This is a genomic window from Pseudomonas sp. Z18(2022), assembly GCF_036346535.1.
In the GTDB taxonomy this organism is placed as follows: domain Bacteria; phylum Pseudomonadota; class Gammaproteobacteria; order Pseudomonadales; family Pseudomonadaceae; genus Aquipseudomonas; species Aquipseudomonas yamanorum_A.
The window spans coordinates 1-16,293 of record NZ_JAOTOA010000042.1; the positions used below are offsets into that span (position 1 = coordinate 1).

At 62.8% G+C, this 16,293-nt stretch carries 13 protein-coding genes; 12 read left to right on the top strand and 1 reads right to left on the bottom strand.

Translation table 11 applies throughout. The features are described 5' to 3' along the window. Positions 1-270: 270 nt before the first annotated feature. The 11 genes from V3W39_RS32970 to V3W39_RS33020 all read left to right on the top strand — a co-directional run bounded on the left by V3W39_RS32970 (position 271) and on the right by V3W39_RS33020 (position 14,309). The gene (locus V3W39_RS32970) at positions 271-1,422 is read left to right on the top strand and encodes an LLM class flavin-dependent oxidoreductase (RefSeq protein ID WP_330214131.1); all 1,152 of its coding nucleotides are present in this window, start codon (positions 271-273) and stop codon (positions 1,420-1,422) included. 20 nt (positions 1,423-1,442) lie between these two features. Beyond that, positions 1,443-2,492 carry an ABC transporter substrate-binding protein gene (locus tag V3W39_RS32975; RefSeq protein ID WP_177122170.1) on the top strand — a complete coding sequence of 350 codons (1,050 nt, stop codon included), beginning with the start codon at positions 1,443-1,445 and terminating at the stop codon, positions 2,490-2,492. A 126-nt stretch (positions 2,493-2,618) separates the two neighbouring features. Then, positions 2,619-3,677, top strand: a complete 1,059-nt coding sequence (locus V3W39_RS32980; protein ID WP_177079644.1) for an ABC transporter substrate-binding protein — start codon at positions 2,619-2,621, stop codon at positions 3,675-3,677. Positions 3,678-4,009: 332 nt separating this feature from the next. Continuing rightward, positions 4,010-6,274, top strand: coding sequence for a TonB-dependent receptor (locus tag V3W39_RS32985; protein ID WP_330214132.1), 2,265 nt, complete (start codon positions 4,010-4,012; stop codon positions 6,272-6,274). Positions 6,275-6,476: 202 nt separating this feature from the next. Next, complete coding sequence (locus V3W39_RS32990) at positions 6,477-8,939, top strand: TonB-dependent receptor plug domain-containing protein (protein ID WP_330214133.1); 2,463 nt, start codon at positions 6,477-6,479, stop codon at positions 8,937-8,939. Between the two features lie 216 nt (positions 8,940-9,155). Further along, the gene (locus V3W39_RS32995; RefSeq protein WP_177079647.1) at positions 9,156-9,917 is read left to right on the top strand and encodes an ABC transporter permease; all 762 of its coding nucleotides are present in this window, start codon (positions 9,156-9,158) and stop codon (positions 9,915-9,917) included. Between the two features lie 9 nt (positions 9,918-9,926). After that, positions 9,927-10,685, top strand: coding sequence for an ABC transporter permease (locus tag V3W39_RS33000; protein WP_010171307.1), 759 nt, complete (start codon positions 9,927-9,929; stop codon positions 10,683-10,685). Positions 10,686-10,696: 11 nt separating this feature from the next. After that, a complete protein-coding gene (locus V3W39_RS33005) occupies positions 10,697-11,485 on the top strand; it encodes an ABC transporter ATP-binding protein (protein WP_330214134.1) in 789 nt (262 codons plus the stop codon). Between the two features lie 105 nt (positions 11,486-11,590). Further along, positions 11,591-12,550: a threo-3-hydroxy-L-aspartate ammonia-lyase gene (locus V3W39_RS33010; protein WP_177122175.1), complete on the top strand. Its 960-nt coding sequence runs from the start codon at positions 11,591-11,593 to the stop codon at positions 12,548-12,550. 121 nt (positions 12,551-12,671) lie between these two features. Next, a complete protein-coding gene (locus tag V3W39_RS33015) occupies positions 12,672-13,919 on the top strand; it encodes a dicarboxylate/amino acid:cation symporter (protein WP_177116169.1) in 1,248 nt (415 codons plus the stop codon). Between the two features lie 12 nt (positions 13,920-13,931). Beyond that, positions 13,932-14,309, top strand: coding sequence for a RidA family protein (locus tag V3W39_RS33020; protein ID WP_330214135.1), 378 nt, complete (start codon positions 13,932-13,934; stop codon positions 14,307-14,309). Between the two features lies 1 nt (position 14,310). Here the strand turns inward: V3W39_RS33020 and V3W39_RS33025 are convergent, their stop codons facing one another. Next, on the bottom strand, positions 14,311-14,937 hold the full coding sequence (locus V3W39_RS33025) for a helix-turn-helix transcriptional regulator (RefSeq protein WP_330214136.1): 627 nt from the start codon (positions 14,935-14,937) through the stop codon (positions 14,311-14,313). A 57-nt stretch (positions 14,938-14,994) separates the two neighbouring features. Here V3W39_RS33025 and V3W39_RS33030 point away from each other — a divergent pair, with 57 nt between their 5' ends. Then, positions 14,995-16,104, top strand: coding sequence for an alanine racemase (locus V3W39_RS33030; RefSeq protein ID WP_330214137.1), 1,110 nt, complete (start codon positions 14,995-14,997; stop codon positions 16,102-16,104). The last annotated feature ends 189 nt before the right edge of the window (positions 16,105-16,293 follow it).

The following is a 16,293-nucleotide window of genomic DNA, read 5'->3' on the forward strand; positions in this document are numbered from 1 at the left end:
CCTTTGCTTACTTTGGGGCTTTTCCAAAGTGAGTCGCTGTAAGAGCGAAACCATAAGCAGCCGTTACCGCAGCAACGGATATGTACACGCAAAACGGCGACTGCTTCACCCCCAACACCCACTGCTGACCCAGTGTTGCTACAGACGCACCCCTCCCACCCAGAAAACCCCAAACCCCCGCCCCCATTGGCCCAACCCCCCATGGCATGCCCGTTGCAGTCCCAATACCAAAAGGTCCCCGCACCTAACGCGACTGACTCCGGAGCACCCATGACCACTGAATTCTTCTGGCGCCTGCCACTGGGCACCGACGGCCCACAACTCACCACCGACAAACACAACCGCGGCAACCCGCACTACCGCCCCGGCAACATAGCCCCGGGCCGCCTGCCCAACGGCCAACCCGACGATTTCACCTACATCGACTACATCGCCCAGGTCGCCAAGGCCGCCGAACTCGCCGGTTTCGAAGGCGCCCTGCTGCCCACCGGCCCCGAGCCGTGGATCGTCGCCGCCGCCCTGGCCCGCGAAACCCGGCGCATCAAGTTCCTGATCGCCTTCCAGGCCACCTGGACCCTGCCCGCCTACGCCGCCCAGCAAGCCGCGATCCTGCAAAACCTCAGCCGTGGCCGCGTGGAATGGAACATCATCACCGGCGGCAACCCCGCCAGCCAACGCGCCAACGGCGACTTCCTCGAACACGACCTGCGCTACAAACGCACCGGCGAATTCCTCGACATCATCCAGGGCCTCTGGGAGAACGAAAAATTCTCCTACGACGGTGATATCTACCAACTGGAAAACGGCGCCCTGCCCCATGGCCTGCACCACGAACGCAAACCCGGCGTGTACTTCTCCGGCTTCTCCGACGCCGCCCTCGATGTAGCCGCCAAACACGCCGACGTGTACCTGAACTGGGCCGAACCCATCGACAAACTCAAGCCGCATATCGAGCGCGTGCGTGAACTGGCCGACAAACAAGGCCGCACCGTGCGCTTCGGCCTGCGGGTCGATCTGTTCGCCCGGGAGACCGAAGAGCAAGCCTGGAAAGACCTGCGCCGCCAGTTCGACAAGCTCGAAGGCAAGAGCAGCCAGGTCGCCAAGGGCTTTACCAGCGGCTCTGATTCGGTCGGCGGCGCACGCCAGACCGCTTACCACCAGAACGTCGACCGCTTCGACGACCTGATCATCGGCCCCAACCTCTGGGCCGGGTTTGCCAAGGCAAAACCAGGACCCACCGTGGGCCTGGTCGGCAGCCACCAGAACATCGCCGAGCGCCTGGTGGAATACCGCGACGCCGGCTTCTCGACTTTTATCCTCGCCGGCAATCCACACCTGGAAGAAGCCATGCGCATTGGCCAGGAAGTCCTGCCCCTGGTGCACCAGCGCCCGGCCATCCAACCCTTGAAAGCCAGCGCCTGAACGCTGTGGGAGAAACCCCGATGACCCAACCTCTCGATACGCTCTGGTACACCCGCTGCCCCGTGCCCACGGGCCTGGGCATTGCGGTGCAAAAAGGCTGGCTGCAAGCCACCGTCGGCGCCCTCGGCACCGAGGTGCAATCGCTGCGTGAGTCCGACGACAAGGCGGTGCGCGAATCGCACTTCGATCACACCCTGCGCAACTCGGTACGCCATGGCGGGAATATCCCGGCGATCTGGGCCCGTGCCCAAGGCCGGGAAACCCGGGTGATCGGCCTGTCGTGGGCAGATGAAGTGCAACTGATCCTGACCCGCCAGGACAGCGGCATCAAAACCGTCAAGGACCTCAAGGGCCGTACCTTCGGCCTGCCCGACTGGGCCGGCGCACAGATTGATTTCACCCGTGCCCAGGCCCTGCGCGGGCTGGAAAATGCGCTGTCGCTGGAAGGCCTGAAAGTCGGCGACGTGAAGCTGAAGAACTTCCGCTACGGCGGCACCTTCAGCGATACCCCGGTGCGCAGTATCGCCGGCACGCCGGTCACCCAGAAAGTCACCGAACGCAACCTGGAGCTGATCGGCCTGCTGCAGGGTGAGGTCGATGCGATCTTCCTCAAGGGCGCCCACGCCGCCCAGCAGGCCCATGATTTCGGCCTGCACACGGTGATCGACACCGGCTCCCACCCGGACCCGCTGATCCGCAGCAACAACGGCACCCCACGGACTTTGGCGGTGGACCTGAACCTGCTGGAAAACCACTTCGACGTCGCCAGCGGCATCCTCGACTCGGTCCTGCGCGCCGAGCAATGGGCCCACACCCACCCGGAAGAAACCCGGCGCTACCTGGCCCAGGAAACCAACAGCAGTGAGTACTGGGTCACGGCCGCCTATGGCAACGACGCCCACTTGCGCCTGCGCACCGGCCTCGATGAACAGGCGATTGCCGCGCTGCAGGACTTCACGCATTTCCTGCACCGCTGGCGCTTTATCCCGAACAGTTTTGATGTGCGTGAATGGATTGATGCACGGCCGCTGGAAGCACTCTTGAACGGCAAAACCGCGCTGGCAGGCTAACCCGTGTAGGAGCCGGCTTGCCGGCGATGACGGCCTTGAATGCGGCAATGACCTTCAGGGCCTCATCGCCGGCAAGCCGGGCTCCTGCAAAGGTTTCCTATTTCATGGATTTGAACGAAGACCCTTATGAGCAAACCACTCGATACTCTCTGGTACACCCACAGCCCGGTTCCCACCGGCCTCGGCATTGCGGTGCAGTCCGGCCGCCTGGCGGAGGCGTTCCTGCCTTTCGGCACCAATATCCAGTCGTTGCGCGAGTCCACGGAGCGCGAAGTTCGCGAAGCGCATTACGACCACCACCTGAAAAACTCGGTGCGTCACGGCGGTAATATCCCGGCGATCTGGGCCTACGCCAGTGGCGTCGAAACCCGCGTGCTGGGGCTGTCGTGGAGCGATGAGGTGCAGTTGATCCTGACCACCGCCGAGAGCGGTGTGCGCAGCGTACGCGACTTGAAAAACCGGCGCTTCGGCCTGCCGAAATGGGCCAACGTGCAGATCGACTTCACCCGCGCCCAGGCCCTGCGTGGCCTGGAAAACGCCCTCAAGCTCGAAGGCCTGGAAGTCTCGGACGTGGAGCTGGTGGACTACCCCTACGGCGGCACCTACAGCGACAACCAGGTGCAATACGTCTACGGCTCCCCGGCGAGCCTTGGGGTAAGCCGTTTCAGCCGGCGCAACAACGAGCTGATCGGCCTGCTGCGCGGTGATATCGACGCGATCTTCCTCAAGGGTGCCCACGCCGTGCACCTGGCCAACGAGTTCGGCTTGCATGTGGTGGTAGACACCGGCTCGCACCCGGACCCGTTGATCCGTTCCAACAACGGCACGCCGCGCACCCTGACGGTGGACATCAACCTGTTGCAGGAGCACTTCGACGCCAGCGTGAAAATTGTCGACACCGTGCTGCGCACCGAGCAATGGGCCTGGGCCAATCCGGACGAAACCCGGCGCTTCCTGGCCCAGGAACTCAACACCAGCGAATACTGGGTGACCGCGGCCTATGGTGAAGATGCCCATCGCCGGCTGCGCACCACACTGGATTCGCGCTCCATCGACGCCTTGCAGGACTTCACCGATTTCCTGCATCGCTGGAACTTCATTCCACGGCGTTTCGATGTGCGTGACTGGATTGATTTCAGCGTGCTGGAAAAAGTCATCGGCTCCACCTCTCGCGTAGCCGTCTAACCCCCTCTGTAGGAGCCGGCTTGCCGGCGATGAGGCCCTTGAGAACAGTGCGACATCAAAGGGTGCCATCGCCGGCAAGCCGGCTCCTACAGTGCTTGCCTGGCAACACTTCCCCTGCTGCTCCAGCAGCACCCTCCAAGCAACTTCTGCTGAATCTTCGACACGCTTTTAAAGCGGCCTTCGGCTGCGCTTTCAATTGCTCGAAAACGCCCTCGCCTTCAATTTTTTAATCGTTATATATCAATATCTTACAATCATGTATCAGCCCTGAAATCCGCTTGGCACGATCTCTGCTCTAGCCCCTTCAAGGAAACTTTTCCGGGGGAGATTTCATGCACACACTTAATCCGATCACCAAGGGCCTGTGGCTCGCTTTACTGCTGGCAGGCGGCACCGCCAGTGAACCTCTATTGGCCGCCGAAGCAGCCGAAAACGACGCCAGCAAAACCGAGCCGTCGCTCAAGACCGTGACCGTCACCGCACAACACCGGGAAGAAACCCTGCAAGAGGTTCCGGTAGCGGTATCGGCGGTCCAGGGCACCAGCATCATTGCCGACGGCGTACGCTCGATGGGCGACATCACCACTTTCATTCCCAACGCCTCGGCAAAGAACCCCGACGGCGACGGTCGACCACGCTGGTACATCCGTGGCCTGGGTACCGGCGACACCGGCGCGGCCACTGTGTACCCGGTGGGCATCTACGCCGATGACGTGTACCTGAACGCACCGATTGCCGGTGGCGGCCCGCTGTTCGACCTCGAACGCATCGAGATCCTGCGCGGCCCCCAAGGCACGTTGTATGGCAAGAACACCACGGCGGGCGCGGTGAATATCATCTCGAAGAAACCCACCTTCGACACCGATGGCTACGGCACCATCGGTTTTGGCAGCAAGAACGAACGCATCGTCAACGGCGCCATCGGCGGCACCCTGGTGCCGGAAAAACTCGCGGCACGGATCTCGCTGTACTCCGAGGAGCGCGACGGCTTCCAGAAAAACCTGATCGACGATCACACCTACGGCGACGTCAACAAGAAGGCCGTGCGCCTGCAATTCTTCGCCCAGCTCAACCCGGACCTGGACGCGCTGTGGAAGATCCACAGCCGCGAGTTCAAGGGCGACGGCGCCAACGGTGCGCTGACCCTGGGCCGCTACTACAACGCGGGCTACACCCGTCCCGCCGGACGCAACATTGCGTTGAACGTGGACGACGACTCCAAGCTCAACCACGACGGCACGTCGCTGACCCTCAACTGGCACCTGGGCGACTACACCCTGACCTCCATCAGCGCCTACGACTACATCCGTGGCCAGTCCACCGGGGATGCCGACTACACGCCTTACGAGGTCAACGGTACCGCCACCGCCGACAACAAATACACCCAGTACTCCCAGGAATTCCGCCTGGCCTCGCCCCAGCAGGAAACCCTGCGCTGGCTGGCCGGTGCGCACTATTTCCATGAAGACCTGGACAGCAGCGCCGGACGCTTTATCGCCCCGGGCCCCACACCCAACGGCACCGGCTCCAACCAGATCAACGGCGCCACGGACTTCCGTGACCTGAGCTACAACCACACCACCGACAGCTACGCGCTGTTCGGCAACCTGACCTATGACTTCACCGACAACTTCAGCGTGACCGGTGGCCTGCGCTGGACCCAGGAAAAGAAAGACATCGACCTCGACCTCACCCAGTTGACCCGCGCCACTGCCAACGGCCCGCTGATTCCTTTGGCGGGCGTCGGCACCAACGGCAACCGCCAGGAGGACAAGACCTGGGAAGCCTGGACCTATGACCTGACTCCGGAATACCGGATCAACGACAACGTGCGGGTGTTCTTCCGTTATGCCCACGGCTTCCGTTCCGGCGGCTTCAACACCGGGCTGTCCACCAGCCTGTCGCAGCTGACCACAGTGGACCCGGAACAACTCGACGCCTACGAATTCGGCGTCAAGTCCGAGTGGTTCAACCACCGTCTGACGGCCAACGCGAACATCTTCTACTACGACTACTCGGACATTCAGGTCAACCTGCTGACCGTCAACAACGGCGTACTGACCACCGCGTTGACCAACGGCGCCAAGGGCAAGGTCAAGGGTGCCGAGCTGGAACTGGAAGGCCAGCCCACCGACTACCTGCACCTGCGGGCGGCGATTTCGTTCCTCGACAGCCAATACACCGACTTCAAGAACACCAACCCCAACACCGGTGCGGTCACCGGCGACTACAGCGGCAACAGCTTCGTGCGCTCGCCGCGCAACGTGGTGTCCCTGGGTGGCGACTACACCATCCCGCTGGAGATCGGCGGCAAGCTGGTGGCCGGTGCCGACGTGAGTTTTCGCGACAAGGAATACTTCCTCGCCGACCGCCAGAGCAGCGCCGACAAGGACTTGAGCCAACCGCACTACACCTTGGCCAACAGCCGCCTGACCTGGTACAGCGCCGACGAAAAACTCAGCGTCACCGGGTTTGTGAACAACCTCACCGACCGCCGCTACCAGGTACATGGCCGGCCGAACGGTGGCCTGGGGCAGTACGTGATCACCTATGGCGACCCGCGCACCGTGGGGCTGAGCGTGACCAGCCGCTTCTAACTTCAGGCGCCGGACACTATTTACCAAACGAACGGAGATCAAATGTGGGAGCTGGCTTGCCTGCGATAGCGGTGGGTCAGCCAAACACTATGTTGGCTGTGCCGCCATCATCGCAGGCAAGCCAGCTCCCACAGTTGACCTTCATTGTTTGAGCCACAGCGCCCGGCCCGCCATCGCCAACATTCTTCGAAAGGACCTTTCTATGTTCCAACGCACTGCGTTGGCCGGCGCGATCGCGCTGGTCATGGGCAGCCTTGCCGTGCCCGCTGTAGCCGCTGATGCGCAGCCCACTGCCAAGACCGACAAGCTCGACACCGTGGTAGTACTCGGCACTCGCCGCAGCGACGTCACCGCGCTGCAAAGCGCCGCGCCGGTGGATGTATTGAGCGGCGAGCAATTGCAGCAAACCGGCGCTGCCGACCTGTCCGGCGCACTGACGGCACTGTCGCCGTCCTTCAGCTTCCCGCAGTCGCCCCAAGGCGCCTTCGCCGGCTCCATCGCCCAAGGCGCTTCGCTGCGCGGCCTGGCCTCCGACCAGGTGCTGGTGCTGGTGGATGGCAAGCGCCGCCACACCAGCGCCAACATCACCCGCCAAAGCCTCGCCAACGGCCGGGGCGCAGCAGCGGTGGATTTGAGCCTGATCCCGTTGAGCGCGATCGACCACGTAGAGATCCTGCGCGACGGCGCCGCCGCCCAGTACGGCTCCGATGCGATCGCCGGTGTGATCAACATCGTGCTCAAGCAAAAGGACGACGGCGGCAACGTTGGCTATCGCTTCGGTGGCTACAACAAGGGCGACGGCATGCAGCGCAAATACAGCGGCTGGAAAGGCTTCGAGCTGCCCAACGACGGCTTCCTGACCTTGAGTTTCGACGCCGGCAGCCAGGACCCGGCCAGCGACACCAACCCCGACAACCGGATCTTTTATCGCGGCGATACCAGCGTCAACACGCCCCGTGAACAGAACAACCGCTACCGCACCTGGAACTGGGGCTCCAACAATGTCTCCGACCAGTACAACTTCCTGGCCAACAGTGAAATGGGGGTTGGCGAAGGGCTGACCGCCTACGGCTTTGCCACCTACTCCCACAAGAACACCGACTCCACCGGTTTCTTCGACCCGCCCACCGCGCTGTACAACAACTACGGCAGCGTTTCCTTGCAGCGCTACCCGGACGGGCGTTTGCCGATCACCCGCTACACCCTGGAAGACTATGCGGCCACCGGCGGCCTGCGTTACGAAAACGAGCAACTGGGCAAGTTCGACCTGGCGCTGAACCACGGCACCAACATCGTCAAGTCCACCGACTACAACGCGATCAACCCCAGCTGGGGCGCCAACAGCCCGGCGACGATCTACACCGGCGAGCGCAAGAACGACCAGACCAACGTGACCCTGGACTGGGTGCGGGACTTCCCTACCGACTTGCTGTTCAAGCCGCTGACCGTCTCCGCAGGCCTGGCCTGGCGCCAGGAGAACTACCAGCTGAGCGCGGGCGCGCCTGCCGCCTCGCAAAATGGCCCGCTGTTCAACACCATCGACCCGGTGACCGGGCGCCGGCTTGCCGGGTATTACTCGGGGATCACCCCGGTGGATGCCGCCTCGCTGCAACGCAAGGTGCTGGGCGCGTATGTCGACGTCGAAGGCCAGGTCACCGAGAAGTTCCAGGCCGGCGTTGCGGTGCGTACCGAGCACTATTCGGACTTTGGCGACACCACCAACGGCAAGCTGTCGCTGCGCTACGATTTCACCCCACAGATCGCCGCACGGGCGAGCGCCAGCACCGGCTATCGAGCACCGTCCCTGGCCCAGAGCGGCATGTCGTCGTTCAGCGTGCAGGTGGTGGAGCAGCCGCCGGGCAGCGGCAATTACGTCGAGGTGCAACAGCGCACGCTGCGCGCCAACAGCCCGGAAGCCCAGGCGTTGGGTGGCACGCAGCTCAAGCCCGAGGAATCGACCAACTACTCCCTGGGCCTGGTCTGGCAGCCGCTGGATAACGCGTCGGTGACGGTGGATGCCTACCGCATCAACATCAATAACCGCATTACGCTGTCCGACCAGTTGCCGGCGTCGGTGGTCTCGCCGATCTTCGCCGGCACGCCTTACGCCAACATCCAGAGCGCGGCGTTCTACACCAACATCGCCGACACCCGCACCGACGGTATCGAACTGACCGGCAACTACAAACTCGACCTGCAGCAATGGGGCCGCGTGAACTTCAACGCCGGCTACGCACGTAACCGCACGCAAATCACCGACCTGCGCAACGTCGGCAACATCCCCGGCAACCAGATCATCGGCCGCACCACCCAGGGCCTGATCGAGCACGGCACGCCGGACTATAAGCTGACCCTGAGTGCCAACTGGGCTTATGAACAATGGGGTGTCACCGTGGCCCAGCGCCGTTACGGCGAATGGAAAAGCCTCAACGCCGCCAACCCGAACCTCGACCAGACCTTCAGCCCGCAATGGGTCACCGACCTGGACGTGTCCTACAACCTCGGCAAGGGGATCAAGCTGTCTGCCGGCGCGACGAACCTGTTCAACACCCACCCGGACAAGGCCTCCGGCGCGCAGTTGTATGGTGTGCCGATCTACTCGATCACCAGCCCGGAAGGTGCGCAGGGGGCGTTTTACTACACCAGTGTGAGCTACGACTTCTGAGGTGATTGCTGATGGGGTGTTGCTGCAGCAGCAGCCCACCACCATATTTCACCGTAGGAGCCGGCTTGCCGGCGATGGCGGCCTTGAGCATTGCACTGGTTTCAAGGGCCCCATCGCCGGCAAGCCGGGCTCCTACAAAGGGTCGGTGTTGTTTGGGGGGGATATGGCACATGTCTTGCGATGCTCACCCGGTACTTCGCTGAAATAAGACCCGCCATGCGCCCCTACCGATTACTCACTGCCCTGACCTGGCTTATCTCGCCCCTGGCCCTGCTCGCCACCTGGACGCTGGTGGCGCACCTCGGGATCTTCCCGCGCAACCTGCTGGTACCGCCGGCTCAGGTCCTGCAAACCTTCGAAGAACTGCTCGCCAGCGGCGAACTCGCTGAACACCTGGGCAACAGCCTGTCGCGCCTCGGCCTGGGCTTTGGCATCGGTTCGCTGTGCGGCCTGGCCTTCGGCGTGCTGATGGCCCTGTCAAAGAACGTCGAGGTGTATTGCGCGCCGCTGTTCCACACCTTGCGCCAGATCCCCAGCATCGCGCTGATCCCGATGTTTGTACTGCTGTTCGGCATTGATGAAACCTTCAAGATCATCATCGTCGCCAAGACCGCGTTTTTCCCGGTGGCCCTGGCCGCCAGCGAAGGGGTCAAGGGCATTCCCCGCAGTTACTTCGAAGTGGCCGACGTGTACCGCCTGCGCTGGCCGACCTTCGTCTGGCGCATCGCCCTGCCCGCCGCCGCGCCGCCGATCATCACCGGTTTTCGGATCAGCCTGACCCGCGCGTGGGTGGTGCTGGTGGCCACCGAGTTGCTGGCGGCCGACAGCGGCCTGGGGCAAATGATCGAGATGGCCCGGCAGATGCTGCGCATCGACGTGGTGATGGTGGGCGTGGTGGTCACCGGGGTGATCGGCTTTGCCCTCGACTTTGGCTTTCGCTCACTCGAACAGCGGCTGTTTCGCTGGCAAACCCGCTAGGAGCCCGGCATGAACCTCTTGAAAAAATCCCGCGGCCTGCTGCTGCCACTGCTGTTGATCCTCGCCTGGGAATACGCCTCGCGCCAGGACGCGGCCGGCGCGTATGCCTTCGTGCCGCTGTCGGCGATTGGCTCGGCGCTACTGGAAATGCTCGGCAACGGCGAGCTGCTGGTCAACCTGTTGGCCAGCCTGGCCCGCACCAGCAGCGGCCTGGCCCTGGGCATCCTGTTCGGCGTGGTGCTGGGAGTGCTGATGGCGCTGTCCGGCGTGGCCAACCGTTTGATCGGCCCGTTGTTCCATTCGATCCGCCAGGTGCCAATGCTGGGCTGGATCCCGCTGATTGCCATGTGGTTCGGCAATGGTGAGTTTTCCAAGGTGCTGATCGTCAGCCTGGCGGCCTTCTACCCGATGGTGCTCAACACCTACCAGGGCTTCAGCCATGTGGAGCGGCGCTACCGCGAGGTCGGCCAGGTGCTGGTGCTCAGCCCCGTGCAGCAGTTCGTGCATGTGCTGCTGCCGGCGGCGTTGCCGAGTATCGCGACCGGCGTATTGCATGCCCTCGCCTTCGCCTGGGTGACTGCCATCGGCAGTGAACTGTTCCTGTCCTCCGGCGCCGGCCTGGGCAACCTGATGATGAACGCCGAGGCCGGCTCGCGCATGGAAGTGATCGTGCTCAGCGTGTTGTGCATCGGCCTGCTGGGCTACCTGATGAACCTGCTGTTTACCCGCCTCAGCCGCCATGTGCTGCGCTGGCGCAATCTTCGTTGAAGGCCATGAACATGAACGCAATCGCCCATCACGCCCTCCACACCGCCGTGCAGACCGGCGCCCTGCAGATTCGCGGCCTGAACAAGGCCTACCGCATCGAGGGCAAGCCGCTGCCGGTGTTGCACAACATCAACCTCGACGTGCACCCCGGGGAATTTGTCAGCATCGTCGGCGCCAGCGGCTGCGGCAAATCCACGTTGCTGCGGCTGATTGTCGGGCTGGAGGCCGAGTACGAAGGCGACATCCTGCTGGATGGTCAACGCATCGCCGCCACCAGCCTGGAGCGCGGGATCGTGTTCCAGGACCACCGCCTGTTCCCGTGGATGACGGTCAGCCAGAACATCGCCCTGGCCCTGAAAAATCACAAACTGGCCCAGGCCGAAAAAGACCGGCAGGTGGCCGAACACATCGCCCTGGTCAACCTCAGCGGCTTTGAAAATGCCTACCCGCACCAGCTCTCCGGCGGCATGGCGCAACGCGCAGCGATCGCCCGGGCACTGATCAACAAACCCAAGGTGCTGCTGCTCGACGAACCGCTGGGCGCCCTCGATGCCCTGACCCGGGTGCACTTGCAACGGGAACTGCAACGGATCTGGGTGCAACAGCGCTGCACGGTGATCATGGTCACCCATGACATCGAAGAGGCGTTGTACCTGGGCGACCGGGTGATCGTGATGGATGCCCACCCGGGGCGAATCAAACATGAAATCCGGGTGGACTTGCCGCATCCGAGGGAGCGCAGCTCATCGGTATTGCAGGGCTACAAGGAGCAGTTGCTGGAGGAGCTGGTCGGGCACTGAAAACCCTGGGCATGCCGCGCTTTACATTTTGTACAGTTATGGATATTTTATCCAGACAGCAAATGCAATGCGCCCGTGCCCGGGTCATTTTCAGAGGTCCTTTCCATGCAACTGTCTTCGTACCATGACGTGATCAAAGCCGCCGAACGTCTGGAGGGCTTTGCCAACCGCACGCCGGTGTTCACCTCGCGCACCCTCGACGCCGAGACCGGGGCCCAGGTGTTCATCAAATGCGAAAACCTGCAACGCACCGGTTCATTCAAGTTTCGCGGTGCGTTCAATGCGCTGTCGCGGTTTGATGAACAGCAGCGCAAGGCCGGTGTGGTGGCGTTTTCCTCGGGCAATCACGCCCAAGGCATCGCACTGGCCGCCCGCCTGTTGCAGATGCCGGCCACCATCGTGATGCCCACCGACGCCCCGGCCGCCAAGGTCGCCGCCACCCGGGAATACGGCGCGACCGTGGTGTTCTACGACCGCATCACCGAAGACCGCGAGCAGATCGGCCGCACCCTGGCCGAGCAGCACGGCATGACCTTGATCCCCTCCTACGACCACCCGGACGTGCTGGCCGGCCAGGGCACTGCCGCCAAGGAACTGCTGGAGTTCACCGGCCCGCTGGATGCCTTGTTTGTCGGCCTGGGCGGCGGCGGCATGCTCTCCGGTACGGCGTTGGCCACCCGCGCGCTGTCGCCCGATTGCCTGCTGTACGGGGTCGAGCCCGAAGCCGGGAATGACGGCCAGCGTTCCTTCCAGACCGGCAGCATCGTGCACATCGACACGCCCGCGACCATCGCAGACGGCGCCCAGACCCAGCACCTTGGCAATCACACTTTCCCGATCATCCGCGAGCAGGTCACCGACATCCTCACCGTCTCCGATGCCGAGTTGGTGGCCTCGATGAAGTTCTTCATGCAACGCATGAAGATGGTCGTGGAGCCCACCGGCTGCCTCGGCCTTGCGGCCTTGCGCAACCTCAAGCAGCAGTTCCGGGGCCAGCGCGTGGGCATCATCGTGACCGGTGGCAACGTCGATATCGAGAAGTACGCGAGCCTGCTAAAGGGCTAAAACCTCCAACAAGAAAATACTGTGGCGAGCGTGCTTGCCACACGGCTTCCTGCTGCCTGCAATTTCTGCCGCCTATAAAAATGCCCGGGTGTTCCCTGGGCTTTAACAACAAGAGGTGCTTATGAAAAATCGTTACCTGGCCCGGGCCATTGTGATTGCGATCATCCTTGGCGTGCTGGTGGGGGCCGTGCTGCATGCCCAACTGGACGCCGACACCGCCAAGACCATCGCCGGTTACTTCAGCATGGTCACCGACGTGTTTTTGCGCCTGATCAAGATGGTCATCGCGCCGCTGGTGCTGGCGACGTTGATCAGTGGCGTGGCAAGCATGGCCGACAGCGGTTCCATCGGCCGTGTCGGGTTGAAGGCGATGACCTGGTTTCTGATTGCGTCGGTGGTATCGCTGCTGATCGGTTTGACATTGGCCAACCTGTTCCAGCCAGGCGCGGGGCTCAACCTGAGTGTGGCGGCCAACGGCAACAGCGGTTTGAACACCGCCAGCTTCAACCTGTCGGGCTTTTTGTCCCATGTGTTCCCCCGCAGCATCGTCGAGGCCATGGGCAACAATGAGGTGCTGCAGATCGTGGTGTTTTCGTTGTTCTTCGGCGCAGCGCTGGCGTTCGTCAAGGGCAGCGCCAGGTCGCCGATCCTGCACGTGCTGGAAGAGCTGACCCAGGTGATGTTCCGCATCACCGAATACGTGATGGTGATCGCGCCGCTGGCGGTATTTGCCGCGATTGCCGCCACCATCAGCCTGTACGGGCTGGGGATGGTGGTCAGCTTTGGCAAGTTGATCGCGCAGTTCTACCTGGGCCTGGCGGTGCTGTGGCTGGTGATCAGCGGCGTGGGTTACCTGGCGCTGGGCGCACGTTTCAAACAGCTGTTGCAGTTGCTGCGCAGCCCGGTGTTGCTGGCGTTCTCCACCGCCAGCAGCGAGGCGGCCTATCCCAAGACCATCGCCGCCCTGGACAGCTTCGGCTCGCCCAAGCGCATCAACAGTTTTGTGCTGCCCCTGGGTTACTCGTTCAACCTCGACGGTTCGATGATGTACCAGGCGTTTATCGTGATGTTCATCGCCCAGGCCTATGGCATCGAGATGAGCTTCGGCCATCAGGTGATGATCCTGCTGACCTTGCTCGTCATCAGCAAAGGCACCGCCGGCGTGGCGCGCGGCTCACTGGTGGTGCTCGCGGCGGGCCTGCCGATGGTCGGCCTGCCGGAAGCCGGTTTGCTGCTGATCCTCGCCGTAGACCCGATCCTCGACATGGGCCGTACCGCCACCAACGTGTTCGGCTGCGGCGTGGCCACGGCGGTGATTGGCCACGGTGCCGCCGATGAACAACCTGCTCCCCTTCCCTCCCTTGCTTGAGAACTGCCGATAATGAAGATTCACCACACAGCCACTGCCTCCCAGCCTGCCGGGCACTACGCCCAGGCCGTGAGCCATCAGGGCACGCTGTACATCTCCGGGCAATTGCCGGTGAGCCCGGACGGGCGCCACAACATTGAAGCGTCGTTTGCCGAACAGGCTCAGGTGGCCCTGGACAACCTGTTGGCGATTTTGAAGGCCGCAGGCGGTTTACCCGCAGACCTGGTGAAGGTCACGGTGTACGTGGTGGGGGTAAAACACTGGCCGGAATTTGATGACTTGTACGCCGCTGCGTTGGGGGATCACCGCCCGGCCCGCGCCGTGGTGCCGGTGCCGGAACTGCACCACGGCTATCTGATTGAAATCGAAGCCGTGGCGCGTTTGGCGTAGGTCATTTGGCGTAGGTGTAGACGGCCGCCCGCGAGACCCCGAGGTGTGAGGCAACCGTTTCCATGGCGCGCCGGATGTCCATCACGCCGGCTTCTTTCAGCTCTTGCATCAGCAAGCGCCGGTCGGCGGCCCTGAGGGCACGTGGGGTGGTCGCCAGGCGTGCGGCGAACTGGTCGATACGCGCACGAATGGCATCGGCACCGGACGGGTCGAGAGACTCGGCGGGCCGGTCGCCGCTGACCGAGCCGAACTGTTCCAGCATGCCCTGCAAGCCACGGAACAACGAGAGGTCGACGTTCATGCACAAGGCCGCCACGTACTTGCCGGTGGAGTCCTTGATGCCGATGGAAGTGCTCTTGACCTGACGGCCATCGGCGAACTGGTTCTGGTAGTTGGCGATCACCTGCGGGTACTCGGGATCGGCGATCCGCGCCAGGCCCAGCTCGGTGGCCGGGTCACCCGGCTGGCGCCCGGAGAGGTTGTTGTGGATGGCCATGATTGCGTGCTGCGGGTCGCGCAGGTCGTGCAGCACGACCTCGCAAAACGGGCTGAAGGTCTTGCTCAGGCCTTCGGCAATCTGTTCGAGTTGGCTGATCAAGGCCGCTTGTTCGGGAGTGTGTTTTTTCATTCAGACAACATATCCAGTACTGGATAGACCGTCAATTTACCTTTTGGAGTGTGCACGATGGAAACCCCGACAGCTTTGCTGGATGTGAGCCGGATGCAGGGCAATATCCTGCGTATGCAGCAGCGCGCCGATGACCTGGGGGTGAGCTTGCGGCCCCATGTGAAGACCCATAAATGCGCCGAGGTGGTAGCGGCGCAAATCGCTGCAGGGGCCAGGGGGATTACGGTTTCGACGTTGAAGGAGGCCGAGTATTTTTTCGACCTCGGCATTCGGGACGTTCTGTATGCGGTGGCGATGGCGCCGCATAAATTGCCTCAGGCGTTGGCGTTGCGTCGTCAGGGATGTGCGCTGACGCTGATCACCGACAGCCTTGCCGGGGCCCGGGCGATTGTCGAGTTTGGTGCGCTGCAGGGTGAGGTTTTTGCGATGCTGATTGAGATTGACTGTGATGGGCACCGGTCCGGGGTGAAGCCTCAGGATCCGCTGTTGCTGGAGATCGCCAGGCTGCTGCATGGCGGCGGGATGCTTGCCGGGGTGTTGACTCATGCCGGGGAAAGTTACGGGCTGGATACGCCTGAGGCGTTGCGGGCGATTGCCGAGCAGGAACGGGCGCGCTGTGTTGCGGCGGCCGAGGTGATTCGGGGGGCGGGTTTGCCTTGCTTGCAGGTGAGTGTGGGGTCGACGCCCACGGCGCTGTCGGCGGTGAGCCTGGAGGGTGTGACTGAGCTGCGGGCTGGGGTTTATGCGTTTTTTGATTTGGTGATGCATAACGTTGGGGTGTGCGGCATTGATGAGCTGGCGTTGAGTGTGCTGACTACGGTGATCGGGCATCAGGTGGAAAAGGGCTGGATCATTACCGACGCGGGGTGGATGGCGATGAGTCGGGATCGTGGGACGCAGTCGCAGAAGCGGGATTTTGGTTATGGGCAGGTGTGTACCGAGGGTGGTGAGGTGATTGAGGGGTTGCTGGTGGGCAGCGCGAATCAGGAGCATGGGGTGGCTTGGTTCGACGGGGTGGCGGTGGATGTGGTTGAGCGGTTTCCGCTGGGGACGCGGCTGAGGGTTTTGCCTAACCATGCGTGTGCTACGGGGACGCAGTTCGGCAGCTATGGCGCGCTGCTGGAGAATGGTGAGGTGCAGGTTTGGGAGCGGTTGCGGGGGTGGTAGATCGGGGGCATATCCGTTTCTTCGGTTATGGCTGATATGGGTTCCGCTCTTACAGCGGCTCACTTTTGAAAAGCGCAAAAGTAAGCAAAACGCTCTTGCCCCACCACTCGGCACCTCGCTAATGCTCGGTGTGCCCTCTCTCCGGTAGCACGAAGCGGGCCGCCGCGACGGGGCGTCCCTGCCCCGTCG

What these genes read in the sequence shown, in the direction of transcription:
- V3W39_RS32970 (WP_330214131.1), top strand. Translation starts at nt 271, where the DNA reads ATGACCACTGAATTCTTCTGGCGCCTGCCACTGGGCACCGACGGCCCA.
- V3W39_RS32975 (WP_177122170.1), top strand. Translation starts at nt 1,443, where the DNA reads ATGACCCAACCTCTCGATACGCTCTGGTACACCCGCTGCCCCGTGCCC.
- V3W39_RS32980 (WP_177079644.1), top strand. Translation starts at nt 2,619, where the DNA reads ATGAGCAAACCACTCGATACTCTCTGGTACACCCACAGCCCGGTTCCC.
- V3W39_RS32985 (WP_330214132.1), top strand. Translation starts at nt 4,010, where the DNA reads ATGCACACACTTAATCCGATCACCAAGGGCCTGTGGCTCGCTTTACTG.
- V3W39_RS32990 (WP_330214133.1), top strand. Translation starts at nt 6,477, where the DNA reads ATGTTCCAACGCACTGCGTTGGCCGGCGCGATCGCGCTGGTCATGGGC.
- V3W39_RS32995 (WP_177079647.1), top strand. Translation starts at nt 9,156, where the DNA reads ATGCGCCCCTACCGATTACTCACTGCCCTGACCTGGCTTATCTCGCCC.
- V3W39_RS33000 (WP_010171307.1), top strand. Translation starts at nt 9,927, where the DNA reads ATGAACCTCTTGAAAAAATCCCGCGGCCTGCTGCTGCCACTGCTGTTG.
- V3W39_RS33005 (WP_330214134.1), top strand. Translation starts at nt 10,697, where the DNA reads ATGAACGCAATCGCCCATCACGCCCTCCACACCGCCGTGCAGACCGGC.
- V3W39_RS33010 (WP_177122175.1), top strand. Translation starts at nt 11,591, where the DNA reads ATGCAACTGTCTTCGTACCATGACGTGATCAAAGCCGCCGAACGTCTG.
- V3W39_RS33015 (WP_177116169.1), top strand. Translation starts at nt 12,672, where the DNA reads ATGAAAAATCGTTACCTGGCCCGGGCCATTGTGATTGCGATCATCCTT.
- V3W39_RS33020 (WP_330214135.1), top strand. Translation starts at nt 13,932, where the DNA reads ATGAAGATTCACCACACAGCCACTGCCTCCCAGCCTGCCGGGCACTAC.
- V3W39_RS33025 (WP_330214136.1), bottom strand. Translation starts at nt 14,937, where the DNA reads ATGAAAAAACACACTCCCGAACAAGCGGCCTTGATCAGCCAACTCGAA.
- V3W39_RS33030 (WP_330214137.1), top strand. Translation starts at nt 14,995, where the DNA reads ATGGAAACCCCGACAGCTTTGCTGGATGTGAGCCGGATGCAGGGCAAT.